This is a genomic window from Nocardia sp. NPDC020380, assembly GCF_044386975.1.
In the GTDB taxonomy this organism is placed as follows: Bacteria; Actinomycetota; Actinomycetes; order Mycobacteriales; family Mycobacteriaceae; genus Nocardia.
The window spans coordinates 165,808-177,883 of record NZ_JBIRVQ010000009.1 but is presented as its reverse complement, the minus strand read 5'-3'; the positions used below and the strand labels follow the sequence as shown (position 1 = coordinate 177,883).

Here is a 12,076-nt window from a genome sequence, read left to right as displayed (position 1 = left end):
CTCGATGATCGACCGCCACTGTAGAGGGCCGTCATCGTCCGGCAATCCTGGCTGGACCCTGATATTCGCCGCCAGATCTGTGATTTGCATCACAATTCCCCGCACATTTCGGGGGGTACGGATGGCATGGTGGTGCCTATGCCCTCTGCCTCTCCCGACACGATTCGGGTCCTCGGCGCTCGCGAGCACAACCTGCGCAACATCTCGATCGAAATCCCCAAGAACAAGATCACCGTATTCACCGGGGTATCCGGCTCCGGCAAATCGTCGATCGTCTTCGACACCATCGCCGTGGAGTCACAACGGCAGCTCTACGCCACCTTCCCGGCCTTCATCCTCAACTTCCTGCCCCGCTACGAACGCCCGCACGCCGAGGCCATCGAGAACCTGACCGCGCCGGTCATCATCGACCAGAAGGCGGTCGGCGGCGGGCCACGCTCCACCGTCGGCACCATGACCGATATCTACGCGCTGATCAGAGCCCTGTTCGCACGCTTCGGCAGCCCTTCCAGCGGGCTGGTCCACGAGTACTCCTTCAACACCCCGCAGGGCATGTGCACCGAATGCGACGGACTGGGCATGACCATCGCCGCGGACCCGGACAAACTTGTGGACAAATCGAAATCGCTCAACGAGGGCGCAATTCTGTTGCCGGGCTACAACGCCGGCGGCGGCTCCTGGCAGATGTACGGCAGCTCGGGCCGATTCGACCCGGACAAGAAACTCGCAGACTACACCGACGCCGAATGGCACGACCTGCTACACGGCAGTGGCGGCAAAGTGGAATTGGCTTTCGACAAAGGCACCTGGAAAGCCAATTACGAAGGGCTGGCGGACAAGTTCACCCGATCCCAGCTCAAACGCGACACCTCCGCCTTGAGTGAGAAGACCCGCCAGCAGATCCAGAAGTTCCTCACCGAAGGCATCTGCCCGGCCTGTCACGGCGCACGGCTGAATCCGAAGGCGCTGGCCACGAAGATCAACGGCCGCAATATCGCCGAGTGGACCGGGCTGCAGATCACCGATCTGGTGGAGGTGCTCGGGCAGGTGACCGATCCGGCCGCGCAAGCGCTCGCCGAAGCCACCCGCGTCGCCTTGGGCCGGGTGGTCGATATCGGGCTCGGATATCTCAGCCTGGATCGGGCGACCTCGACCCTTTCCGGCGGTGAGGGCCAGCGGCTCAAGATGATCAAGCATCTGGGCAGCACGCTGGTGGGGATGACCTATATCTTCGACGAACCCAGTGTCGGCCTGCACCCGCGGGATGTCGGGCGGTTGAACCGGATGCTGGAGGCGCTGCGCGACAAGGGCAATACGGTGCTGGTGGTCGAGCACGATCCGGATGTCATCCAGATCGCCGACCACATCGTGGATGTCGGGCCACGCGCCGGCGCACACGGCGGCGAGGTGGTCTTCACCGGCAGCTTCGCCGAACTGCGGGCCGCCGACACTCTCACCGGGCAGGGACTGCGGCGCACCTTCCGTGTGAAGCAGCAATTCCGCACCGCGACCGGCGAACTGACCGTCGCCGAGGCCAATGCCCATAACCTGAAGAACGTCACGGTCACCATCCCGACCGGCATCCTCACCGCCGTCACCGGTGTCGCCGGGTCCGGGAAGAGCAGCCTGATCCGGGACGAATTCATGGCCCGCTACCCGGAATCGGTGTTCGTGGATCAGTCAGCGATCGCGGCGAGCTCGCGCTCCACGCCCGCCACCTATCTCGGGCTGATGGATCCGATCCGCAAGCTGTTCGCCAAGGCGACCGGGGAGCCGGCGGGGCTGTTCAGCTTCAATTCCGATGGCGCGTGCCAGGAATGCGAGGGCCGCGGAGTCATCATCACCGAGATCGCCTATATGGATCCGGTCACCACGCACTGTGAATCCTGTGACGGACGGCGCTTCTCGGACAAGGTGCTCGCACTCACCTTGCGCGGCAAATCCATTGCCGACGTGCTGGAGATGGCGGCCGAGGACGCGGTGGAGTTCTTCCCGGAGAAGGCATTGAATGCCAAGTTGCGCACCATGAACGAGGTTGGGCTGAACTATCTGAGCCTCGGGCAGGCCATGAGTACGCTGTCCGGCGGTGAACGGCAGCGCATCAAACTGGCCACGCAGCTGCAGAATACGGGCAGTGTCTATGTGCTCGACGAACCGACCACGGGTCTGCACATGTCCGATGTCGATACGCTGCTCGCGCTCATGGACGGGCTGGTGGAGCGCGGCAATACGGTGGTGGTGATCGAGCACAATCTCGATGTGGTCGCGCACGCGGACTGGGTCATCGACCTCGGGCCCGACGGTGGAAAGGACGGCGGCGAGGTCGTTTTCACCGGTACTCCGAGTGAGCTGCTCGCGCATCCGGATTCGCTGACCGGGGAGTATCTGCGGCGCTACCGCACTGGCGGCGCGACCGTTCCGGCCTAGCCGGAAGAGCCTGCGCCGCGCCGGAATTGCACGGTCTGCGTAGTTGCCCCGACTGCGGAGAGCTACTGCGATTCGGCGGCGCAGGCGGCGCGCCACACCCGCGCTTCGCTGACATTGCCGCGGCGGTCGAGGACTTCGGCGAGGCCTGCCATCGCGCGTAGGTCGCCGTGTTCGGCGGCGGTGCGCCACCACTGTTCGGCCTCGGCGTAGTCGCCGCCGCGATAGCGGATCACGCCGAGGTCGTAGGCCGCGCCGAGGTGACCGAAACCGGCCGCCTGCGCCCAGAGCTGGCGGGCCTGGTCCTCCTCGCCGCGCCCGTGCATGGCGACGGCCAGCTCGTAGAGGGCGTCGCGATAGCGGCTGGCTTCGGTAGGTGGTTCGGGTGGCGGCGGAGTGTCGGTGAGGACGAGTTCGACGACGAGTTCCCCGAAATCGGGCGGGCCGACGCCGGTGCTGCAGTGCAGGATCGTGCCGGCGCGTTCGCGGGTGATGACCATGCCGTAGTTGCCGGACCAGGAGACGGTCGCGTCGGTGGCGTCGACCCAGACCGGGGTGAGGGTGATGCCCGCTTCGGGTCCGGTCGGGCAGACCTGCAGGTCGATGCCGCCGTCCATGGCATCGCTCCAGACGTCGACGCCGCGTAGCTGACGGCCGTCGAGCAGGACGTGCCCGTGGTCCACGGCCAGGCCGATGCCGAGACTCCGGACCCCGAACCGCAGCGCCGCGGAGCGCAATGTCAGCGTGACGGTGGTGGGGGAGATGCCCACCGCTTCGGAGTAGAGCGGATAGACGTCGGCGCCGTGCCAGGTCACGGGTTCGGCGCTGTCGTATCGCTCTGCCAGGGGTAGTTCGGTAGTGACCGGCTCGGCGTACGAATACGACCCCGTCATCTGCCCCGCCTTTCACCGGTGCGCGCGTGTGTCGCGGCCCACCGTAGTACCAGAAGCCCCCGGTGAACCCCCGATTTGCCAGGTGTCCACCCCAGCAAACTTTTGGTCGACTGACCTGTATCGAATGGCCTCTTTTCGCCGGTCGCTGGACCGCTTCCCCTGGTCCGCGCGGTGTGTCGTTGCAGTACCAGGCCCGGTGTCATGTTTACTCGTGGCCGACGTACCAGCGAACGAGTGAAAGGTAAGGACATATGGCTCTGCCCACGATGACCCCCGAACAACGCTCCGAGGCGCTGGCCAAAGCGGCCGCGGTTCGCAAGGCTCGCTCGGAGCTGATCCAGCAGGTGAAGGGCGGGAAGGTCAGCCTGGCGGAGGTGCTCAAGCGCGCCGACAAGGAAGACCTGGTGAAGAAGACCAAGGTCGCCGCGGTCATCAAGGCACTGCCGGGCATCGGTCCCGTCAAGGCGGCCAAGCTGATGGACGAGGCCGAAATCCCCGCCGACCGTCGCATCGGCGGTCTGGGTTCCCGACAGCGCGCGGCGCTGCTGGACGCGTTGACCCACTGAGTTCGGGTGCCGCCGGCCGGGTCGGAATTCGGCCCGGCGGCAACCACTCTCGCCACACCCCATCGAGAGTGAAACCGCCCGAAAACAGCGGATTTGGTCCAGACGGCCGCATCCGATAACCTTGCTGAGCACCACCGGTCCGGGTGGCGGAATGGCAGACGCGCTAGCTTGAGGTGCTAGTGCCCGTATTAGGGCGTGGGGGTTCAAGTCCCCCTCCGGACACAAGAAAGAGAACCGCGGGCGGTTCCGGCGCAACAGCAGCCGGAACCGCCCGTTTTTCATATCCCGTGATCCGCAATGGATTTCGCTTCGATGGCATCGAGGCGGGAGCGATAGCGGCGGACTACACGGTCCGGGGGATTGCGGATATCGCCACAGGACGAGGTGCGGCGGTCCTCGAGGGCCTGGGCCAGTCTGGCCCAGTTGGTCGAGCAGCGGACGGCGAATTCGACTAAATGGTCCATGCAGTGGTCGGGGACGACCTCGGCGACCTTGGTGCTGTCCACGCCGTTCACTACGTGCTGGTGTAGCCAGCCCAGTAGCTGGCGGCCCAGGAGGTCGGTTTGGAGTTGGGGGTCTTCCGAGAGGAGCTTCAGTACCGACATGACCTCGACCGCTTCGACCGGTGCGCAGGGTTTGGCGGTGGGTGCACCTGGGGGACGGCGCTGGTCGGCGCGTGGGGGCAGGGGTCCTTCGCCGCGGGCCAGGCGGGCTCTTACGTCACGTACCGTGCCCGGGGAGACGCCGGCTTGGGCTGCGACCTGGCGTAATGAGGCGGTCGGGTCGGCCTCGATCAGTTGGGCGGCGAGGCGGCGGCCTACTGCGGCGTTGAGTGGGCGGACGCGGCCGTCGACTCCCATTCGTTCGTGCAACTGCGCATCCTCACCGATTGCACAGCGGATGGAGGCGACCGTTTTGCTGGAGAGTCCGGCTACCGAGGCCACGGCGCGGTCGGAGAGCCAGGGGGTGGCGCGGTCCACCACAATGGGGCGGACCTGGCCGGCCACTTCGGCCAGGCGGCGGACGTGGGCCGGGTCGACGCCGGTGGATCTGAGGGAACCGGTGCACTGGAGTTCGCTGATGTGGACCACGGCCGGAATGAACCCGAAATCCGGTCCGGGTGTGGACTCGGCTCCTTCGATTGTCGTGGATTTCGGCGTGAGCTCGCCGATGATGTCGCGTAAGCGCTCGACGCCATTGATCTCGGTTTCCGGAACCAGCGATGGGTCGCCCCCGCTGACGAAATGCATTGCATCCCTCCCTCTTACCGCATTTGCCTCACCCCGACTGGACGGTACTTCGCCGAATGGGAGGTCACAACTTCTACCTGCCGGAATCGGGCGGAAGCGGACGTACAGTTTGTTTAAGCGAGCATGGTAGGTAAGGTCAGGAAATTCCGAGCAAGCAATTCGAACGCAGCCCGCGTGTGTACTCTCAAAATCATTGTGTTTCAAGGTGTTTCACCAAAACGAACCCGGACCGAAGTCCAGCGCGGTCGCCGGACATAGCGACATGTTGAACTCTTGGCGAGTACGAGATGAAGGAAGCCCAAATCCCCACCGCCCGCGATACACTCACGGAAATGGAGGGACGTAGCGTGCTTTTTCTACCGCTGCAAAAGGAGACTCGATGACCGCGACGCCCGATGCCGCAATAGCGGTGGATCACCTTACTGTCCATCGTTCCCGAAAACCCGTTCTAGAGAACATCAGTTTCACAACCGCGGTGGGATCCGTCATGGGATTGCTGGGCCCCAGCGGCTCGGGGAAGACAACGTTGATGCGGTCGATCATCGGACTTCAGAAGATCCATTCGGGCTCGATTACGGTGCTGAATCAACCGGCCGGTTCGGCGCCGTTGAGACACCGCATCGGTTATGTCACGCAAAGTCCGTCCATCTACGGCGATCTGACCATTCGGCAGAATGCCCGATACTTCGCGGTGCTGTGCGGAGCGAGCCGGCAAGCCGCGGATCGCGCAGTCGAGAATGTCGGCCTGGGCGATATCGCCGATCAACTCGCCAATACCCTGTCCGGCGGCCAGAACGCCCGCGTCTCGCTGGCCTGCGCGCTGGTGGCGAATCCGCCGGTGCTGGTACTCGACGAACCCACAGTGGGGCTGGATCCCGTACTCCGGCGCGATCTCTGGCGTCAGTTCTACGACCTCGCCCACGCCGGAACAACGGTACTGATTTCCAGCCACGTCATGGACGAGGCCGACCGCTGCGAGAAACTCCTGTTGCTGCGCAATGGAAAAGTCATCGCGGACGCCACACCCGCCGAACTGCGCAAGCGGACCGGAGTCGACGATCTCGAGGACGCCTTCCTGAAACTGATCGAAGAAGAAGCGGGACTTCGCCGCCAGCGGCGCCTCGGCCACGCGGGAGATCACCGGCAGCCCGATCGTCACCGTGCCGCTCGAGACACCCTTGGGCGCCTCGATCCGGTGGCATCGGCTGGTCGAAAAGGGCGTCTTCACCGGGTTGTCGATCTTTCCCGCCGTGGCCGCGGGGGAGGCCATCCTGCGCATGTGCGTGATGTCGGGGCACACCCCGGAGATGCTGCGGACGTCCGCCGACGCCGTGGCGTCGGTGCTGCGGCAACCGCTCTGACGACCGTCCCCGTCCCGGATCTCGTTGTGCAACTGCGGATTCTCTGCACTTACTCGGCGGCCGGCACGCCGTCGTTGCGGGTGGCGGCGACCGGCCGGCGTCGTCCCAGCCGGACGGGGAGTTCTTTGAATCCGTGCACGGTGACGAGCCCCCGTCGCTTCGGTGGTCCGGCGAGGCAGATATCCGGGAACGTCTCGAACAACGCGCGCAGCGCGATGACGCCCTCCGCGCGAGCCAGCGGAGCACCGAGGCAGGAATGCACGCCGGAGCTGAAGGCGAGATGGTCGCGGGCGTTCGAGCGGGTGATGTCGAAGCGGCTCGGCTCGGTGAAGACGACGGGGTCGCGGTTGGCGCCGCCGATCATGAGCGCGATGAATTCACCGGACGGGACGTGGTGCCCGGCGAGTTCGAGCTCGCAATTCGTCACGCGCGCAAGCATTTGCACCGGACTGTCGAAGCGCAGGATCTCCTCGATCGCGTCGTCCCACAGCGTGGGGTCCTCGCGCAGGCGATCCAATTGGTCGCGATGCTGCAGCAGCAGGACGATGCCGTTGCCGATGAGGTTGACGGTGGTGTCGACGCCCGCGCCGATCAGCATGGCCGCGTTGGCGGTGTATTCGTGATCGGTGAGGGCGCCGTCGGCGGCGAGCCGGCTGAACGGGTTGTCGCCCGAACCGTGGGCGCGCACATTGCCGAGGTGCTCGTCGAGGAAGCTGCTGACGATGCGCAGGTCGTCGATGGCCCGCTGGTAGGTCTTCCATTTGATGCCGACATCGAGCAGGGTGGAGCCGCTGCGGCCGAAGTTGGCCAGTTTCGAGGTGCTGCCGGGCGGGAAGCCGAGCATGTCGGAGATGACCTCGGTCGCCAGTGGCGCCGCGAAATCGGTGATCAGGTCGGGGTTCGGATTGACGGCGAGGCGGTCGACGAGTTCGGCGGTGATCTCGGCGACGCGGGTGTTCAGCGAGCCGATTGCGCGGGGTGTGAAACTCTGTGCCACCAGCTGCCGGTAGCGGGTGTGATCGGGCGGGTCGACCATGAGCATGGCGGGCGGCTCCACCGGGTTGGCCACGCCCGGGTCGGTGCGCTTGATCAGCGCGCCCACCGGCTGCGGCAATCCCATGTCCATCGGCATGACACCGAATCGCTTGTCCCGCAGAATGTTCCGGCAGACGGCGTGATCGGTGGTGACCCATGCGACCGGCGTGTGCACCAGCGGTCCCCGGGTCCTGATCTGTTCGAGCACGGGATGCGGATCATCGCTGAGTTCGGGGGTCACCAGTAATCGGGCCAACGGGTCACCCAGTCGCGCCTGCACCGCGAAACCGGCGCGGAGCGCGCCACGCATTGCCAGCCATCGAACCCACAGACTGAATTGCATACCAATATCCTTTTGCGATCTGCGAAAAGCCTTCACACAACTCGCGAACGGCTTATTGGTTGCAAGGACAGCCCGATCGCCGGAAATAGTCAATTGTGTTCGGGCGCTGCCGTGTACGGTGCACAGGTTGTCCGAATGAATGGCGGGCGAGCATTATCCGCACGGTGACAAGCCCCCAGATCGCGCTCCTGCTGGCCGATATCGCGGCGATCATCGTGCTCGCCGCCGGATTCGGCGCTCTCGCACGACGTCTCGGCCAACCCGCGGTGATCGGCGAGGTCGCCGCCGGGCTGCTGCTCGGGCCCACCGTGCTCGGCTCGTGGTCGGCGACACTGTTTCCCGGTCCGGTCCGCTTCGCCGTGCAGGGTCTGGCGCAGATCGCCGTGGTCCTGTTCATGTTCGGTCTCGGCCTGGAGTCCGGGCGCGGGCGGCGCAATGCCATTCCGCCGCAGTCGCTGGCAATCGCGGCCGGCGCCACGGTGCTTCCGCTGGCGGTGGGTATGTTGCTGACCCTCGGCCCGGTCCGGGCCGCGCCGGGATATCACGGCCTGCCCGCGGGTTTCACGGTGTTCGTCGGAGTTGCGCTGGCCATCACGGCCTTCCCGGTACTGGCCCGCATCCTGATCGACGCCGGGCTCTATCGCGTCCCGCTCGGCCGGATGGCACTCGCCTCGGCCGCGGCCAGTGACGTGATCGGCTGGCTGCTGCTCGCGGTGGCGATCGCGCTGGCCGGTGACGGCCACGGGCCTTGGCAATTGCTCTGGCTGGCACCGTATCTGGTCGTCCTCATGGTCATCACGCGGGTCGGCGTTCCGCGCATGTACGCATGGGCTGCCGCCTATCCGCGGCGCCGGATCCTGGCGACGAGTCTGATGCTCAGCGGCGTCCTGGCATCCGGAGCGGTCACCGAGGCCGCCGGCCTCAACCTGATCTTCGGCGCATTCCTGCTGGGCCTGCTCTCCCCGTCCCCGGATCCGGTCGACGAATCACAGACCACCGCAGCCGATTCCGCATCGATCGCCGCGGTGGTCCACGAACACGCCCACCGAGTCGGCGGCCTGCTGCTGCCGCTGTTCTTCGTTGCCGCCGGCCTCAACGTGAACCTGCGCCTGCACGCCGCCGACATCGCCGAACTCTTGCTCATCGTCGCCACCGCCTGCGCGGGCAAACTGATCGGCGGCTACCTCGCCGCCCGCCTGACGCGAATCCCCGCCCGCTCGGCCATGGCACTCGCGATCCTCCTGAACACCCGCGGCCTGACCGAACTGATCGCCCTCACCGCCGGTCTCCAATTGGGCATCATCAACCAGCGCCTCTACTCACTCCTGGTCTGCATGGCCCTCATCACGACACTTGCCACGGGCCCGCTCCTGCGCTGGATATTGCGCGGCAGTACCGCCGCGGTGGACCTCGTCCCCGCAACCACGGCGGCCTGACCGCATCGAGCAGTGGTGCTACGCAAAACCTTTCACCCGGCGACCGGAACGCGGCGGCCCGCGAGGCGTGATTCCGCGTACTCGCGGCCGCGTTGGGCGTTGCCGAAGATGAAGCCCGCGATATCGGCCAGCCGGGCGATGCGGCCGCCACCGCCCCAGGTGCCGTCGGGGATCTCATTGGCGAAGACCCAGACCCGGAACGGGTCTCGCGGGTAGACGTCGGCCTCGGCGTCGAGGACCGCCTCGGTGACTTCGGCGACCATTGCCTCGCGGCGCTCGTCGTCGAACTGGCCTTCCGGGACGGACGCGATGACCCGGTACCGGGGCAGGGCTGCCGGTGTTCCGGCGACATAGACCGCGGCGGGCCGGTGCAGCCAGACCCAGGCGATGGAACGGGCATTGGGATCGGCGGGATCCGCGCCCTCGTTGCGCAGCAGGATGTCGGTCAGTTTTGCGATCAGGTCCTGTTCGGCCTGTGCGCCGAGTGCGCCTTCCGGAATGAATACATCGAGTTGGGGCATGACTACCTCCGAGGCTGGGTTTCGAATGGAAACTCAACCATCGCACCCTGAGTTTCGAAAGTCAACCCAGTCCGGTAGATTGGTCGTATGCATCCCGATCGGTTCCTGTTCGACGCCGACAACTGCTCCATCCGGCGCACCCTCGACATCGTGGGGGAGAAGTGGACGTTCCTGGTGCTGCGCGAAGCCTTCTACGGGGTGCGGCGGTTCGCCGACTTCCACCGCGCGATCGGCTGCGCGCGCAATATCCTCTCGGCCCGCCTCAAGACCCTCACCGACGAGGGCCTGCTGCGGCGGGAGACCTACCAGGAAGCGGGATCTCGGCCGCGCGACGAATACCGCCTCACCGCCAAAGGTATCGAGCTGTTTCCCGCTCTGGTCGCCCTCATGCAATGGGGTGATCATTGGACCGCCGATCCCGCCGGGCCGCCCGTCGAGCTCTTCCACCGTGACTGCGGGGAGCCGATCAAGGCCGAAATCCATTGCGCCGCAGGGCACGGCCCGCTCACCGCACGCGATGTGCAGGGCCGCCCCGGCCCGGGAGCCCGGGCCGTCAGCGCTTAGGACGCCGCGTCAGGAGATCTTGCGGCGGTAGATGGCCATCGAGAAGTAGTACGCCACAACGAGAATGCCGACACACCAGGCGAGGGCGATCCACAGATCGGAGCCGACCGGCTGCTGCGCGAACAGGTGCCGGATGGCGTTGACGATGGAGGTCACCGGCTGATGTTCGGCGAAGGCGCGCACCGGGCCGGGCATCGAACCCGTGGGCACGAAGGCCGAACTGACGAAGGGCAGGAAGATCAGCGGGTAGGAGAACGCGCTCGCGCCGTCCGGGGTCGTCGCGGTGAGACCGGGGATGACGGCCAGCCACGTCAAGGCCAGCGTGAACAGCAGCAGAATGCCGGCCACCCCGAGCCAGGCCGGCACGCTCGCGCCGGTGCGGAAGCCCATGAGCAACGCGACGCCCACCACGAGTACCAGCGAGACCACATTGGCCACCATCGAAGTCAGCACGTGCGCCCACAACACCGATGACCGGGCGATCGGCATGGACTGGAAGCGCTCGAAGATGCCGTTGCGCATGTCCTGGAACAGCCGGTACGCGGTGTAGGCGATGCCCGAGGCGACCGTGATGAGCAGGATGCCGGGCAGCAGGTACTTCACGTACGAATGCGTTCCGGTGTCGATCGCGCCGCCGAACACGTAGACGAACATCAGCATCATGGCGATCGGGGTGACCGCGGTGGTGACGATGGTGTCGACGCTGCGGGTGATGTGGCGCAGCGAGCGGCCCAGCAGGATGGCGGTATCGCCGAAGAAGTGAGTGTTCATCGGAGTTCCTTTGCCTCGCCGACGATGGCGAAGAAGACGTCTTCGAGGGTCGGCTGTTTCTCGACGTATTCAACCTTGGCGGGCGGCAGCAGTTGTTTGAGCTCGTCGAGGGTGCCGTTCACGATGATGCGGCCCTCGTGCAGGATCGCGATCCGGTCGGCGAGTTGTTCTGCCTCGTCCAGGTATTGGGTAGTGAGCAGCACCGTCGTGCCGCGGGCGGCGAGCTGCTCGATGGTCTGCCACACCTCGATGCGGGCCTGCGGGTCCAGGCCGGTGGTCGGCTCGTCCAGGAAGATGACCGGCGGATCCCCGATGAGGCTCATGGCGATATCGAGGCGCCGGCGCATACCGCCGGAGTAGGTCGACACCTTGCGGGTGGCCGCATCGGTCAGCGAGAAGCGTTCCAGCAGGTCATCCGCCACGACGCCCGGGTTCGGGACGCGCCGCAGCCGGGCGACCAGTATCAGATTCTCACGCCCGCTGAGGATTTCGTCGACGGCCGCGAATTGCCCGGTGAGACTGATGGATTCGCGCACCTGCGCCGCGTCGGCGGCGGTGTCGAAGCCGTTGACGGTGGCCGTCCCCGCGTCCGCGCGGAGCAGCGTGGACAGGATGCGCACGATGGTGGTCTTACCCGCCCCGTTCGATCCGAGCAGGGCGAAGATACTGCCACGTGCCACCTCGAAGTCCACGCCGCGCAGTACGTTCAAATCCTTGTACGACTTCTCCAGGCCCTGCACCTGGATCGCCGGAGCTTGCATTGTCGTCATAACCCGCCCGCCTAACGCTACTCAGTGTTACTGACTACTGCTAGATAGTAGCACTGAGTAGTGGCGGCGCACAGGCTTAGCTGACTGTTAGCTACTCTGGGTCTGCGACATCCGCAGAGATCCGGCCCCGAGCGAGGAGCGA

The 12,076-nt window shown here is 65.7% G+C and carries 11 protein-coding genes, 1 tRNA gene and 1 pseudogene; 7 read left to right on the top strand and 6 right to left on the bottom strand.

The features are described 5' to 3' along the window. Positions 1-138: 138 nt before the first annotated feature. Positions 139-2,427, top strand: a complete 2,289-nt coding sequence (locus tag ACH438_RS25770; protein ID WP_397009495.1) for an ATP-binding cassette domain-containing protein — start codon at positions 139-141, stop codon at positions 2,425-2,427. Positions 2,428-2,489: 62 nt separating this feature from the next. Here the strand turns inward: ACH438_RS25770 and ACH438_RS25765 are convergent, their stop codons facing one another. Then, positions 2,490-3,317: a tetratricopeptide repeat protein gene (locus tag ACH438_RS25765; protein ID WP_397009493.1), complete on the bottom strand. Its 828-nt coding sequence runs from the start codon at positions 3,315-3,317 to the stop codon at positions 2,490-2,492. 251 nt (positions 3,318-3,568) lie between these two features. Here ACH438_RS25765 and mihF point away from each other — a divergent pair, with 251 nt between their 5' ends. After that, on the top strand, positions 3,569-3,883 hold the full coding sequence (gene mihF / locus ACH438_RS25760; RefSeq protein WP_397009491.1) for an integration host factor, actinobacterial type: 315 nt from the start codon (positions 3,569-3,571) through the stop codon (positions 3,881-3,883). 137 nt (positions 3,884-4,020) lie between these two features. Further along, positions 4,021-4,105 (top strand) — tRNA-Leu (locus ACH438_RS25755). Between the two features lie 56 nt (positions 4,106-4,161). On the opposite strand, the gene ACH438_RS25750 is transcribed toward ACH438_RS25755, so the two are convergent. Further along, positions 4,162-5,133 carry a hypothetical protein gene (locus tag ACH438_RS25750; RefSeq protein WP_397009489.1) on the bottom strand — a complete coding sequence of 324 codons (972 nt, stop codon included), beginning with the start codon at positions 5,131-5,133 and terminating at the stop codon, positions 4,162-4,164. A gap of 379 nt (positions 5,134-5,512) precedes the next feature. Here ACH438_RS25750 and ACH438_RS25745 point away from each other — a divergent pair. Together ACH438_RS25745 and ACH438_RS25740 are read left to right on the top strand one after the other, a co-directional pair. Continuing rightward, positions 5,513-6,223, top strand: a pseudogene (locus ACH438_RS25745) (ABC transporter ATP-binding protein); the annotation flags it as partial. A 70-nt stretch (positions 6,224-6,293) separates the two neighbouring features. After that, complete coding sequence (locus ACH438_RS25740; protein ID WP_397009487.1) at positions 6,294-6,494, top strand: hypothetical protein; 201 nt, start codon at positions 6,294-6,296, stop codon at positions 6,492-6,494. Positions 6,495-6,543: 49 nt separating this feature from the next. Here ACH438_RS25740 and ACH438_RS25735 read toward each other — a convergent pair whose 3' ends face one another. After that, positions 6,544-7,872: a cytochrome P450 gene (locus ACH438_RS25735; RefSeq protein ID WP_397009485.1), complete on the bottom strand. Its 1,329-nt coding sequence runs from the start codon at positions 7,870-7,872 to the stop codon at positions 6,544-6,546. A gap of 164 nt (positions 7,873-8,036) precedes the next feature. On the opposite strand from ACH438_RS25735, the gene ACH438_RS25730 reads away from it, so the two are divergent. Continuing rightward, positions 8,037-9,308: a cation:proton antiporter gene (locus ACH438_RS25730; protein ID WP_397009483.1), complete on the top strand. Its 1,272-nt coding sequence runs from the start codon at positions 8,037-8,039 to the stop codon at positions 9,306-9,308. A 32-nt stretch (positions 9,309-9,340) separates the two neighbouring features. Here the strand turns inward: ACH438_RS25730 and ACH438_RS25725 are convergent, their stop codons facing one another. After that, the gene (locus ACH438_RS25725) at positions 9,341-9,829 is read right to left on the bottom strand and encodes a 4-oxalocrotonate tautomerase family protein (RefSeq protein ID WP_397009481.1); all 489 of its coding nucleotides are present in this window, start codon (positions 9,827-9,829) and stop codon (positions 9,341-9,343) included. Between the two features lie 87 nt (positions 9,830-9,916). Between ACH438_RS25725 and ACH438_RS25720 the strand changes: the two genes are divergently transcribed. After that, on the top strand, positions 9,917-10,393 hold the full coding sequence (locus ACH438_RS25720; RefSeq protein WP_397009479.1) for a winged helix-turn-helix transcriptional regulator: 477 nt from the start codon (positions 9,917-9,919) through the stop codon (positions 10,391-10,393). Between the two features lie 9 nt (positions 10,394-10,402). Here the strand turns inward: ACH438_RS25720 and ACH438_RS25715 are convergent, their stop codons facing one another. Beyond that, the gene (locus ACH438_RS25715; protein ID WP_397009477.1) at positions 10,403-11,164 is read right to left on the bottom strand and encodes an ABC transporter permease; all 762 of its coding nucleotides are present in this window, start codon (positions 11,162-11,164) and stop codon (positions 10,403-10,405) included. Next, positions 11,161-11,925 (bottom strand): ABC transporter ATP-binding protein, encoded by a 765-nt coding sequence (locus ACH438_RS25710; RefSeq protein WP_397009987.1) that lies wholly within the window; start codon positions 11,923-11,925, stop codon positions 11,161-11,163. Before ACH438_RS25710 ends, ACH438_RS25715 begins: the two co-directional genes overlap by 4 nt. Between the last annotated feature and the right edge of the window lie 151 nt (positions 11,926-12,076).

What these genes read in the sequence shown, in the direction of transcription:
- ACH438_RS25770 (WP_397009495.1), top strand. Translation starts at nt 139, where the DNA reads ATGCCCTCTGCCTCTCCCGACACGATTCGGGTCCTCGGCGCTCGCGAG.
- ACH438_RS25765 (WP_397009493.1), bottom strand. Translation starts at nt 3,317, where the DNA reads ATGACGGGGTCGTATTCGTACGCCGAGCCGGTCACTACCGAACTACCC.
- mihF (WP_397009491.1), top strand. Translation starts at nt 3,569, where the DNA reads ATGGCTCTGCCCACGATGACCCCCGAACAACGCTCCGAGGCGCTGGCC.
- ACH438_RS25750 (WP_397009489.1), bottom strand. Translation starts at nt 5,133, where the DNA reads ATGCATTTCGTCAGCGGGGGCGACCCATCGCTGGTTCCGGAAACCGAG.
- ACH438_RS25735 (WP_397009485.1), bottom strand. Translation starts at nt 7,872, where the DNA reads ATGCAATTCAGTCTGTGGGTTCGATGGCTGGCAATGCGTGGCGCGCTC.
- ACH438_RS25725 (WP_397009481.1), bottom strand. Translation starts at nt 9,829, where the DNA reads ATGCCCCAACTCGATGTATTCATTCCGGAAGGCGCACTCGGCGCACAG.
- ACH438_RS25720 (WP_397009479.1), top strand. Translation starts at nt 9,917, where the DNA reads ATGCATCCCGATCGGTTCCTGTTCGACGCCGACAACTGCTCCATCCGG.
- ACH438_RS25715 (WP_397009477.1), bottom strand. Translation starts at nt 11,164, where the DNA reads ATGAACACTCACTTCTTCGGCGATACCGCCATCCTGCTGGGCCGCTCG.
- ACH438_RS25710 (WP_397009987.1), bottom strand. Translation starts at nt 11,925, where the DNA reads ATGCAAGCTCCGGCGATCCAGGTGCAGGGCCTGGAGAAGTCGTACAAG.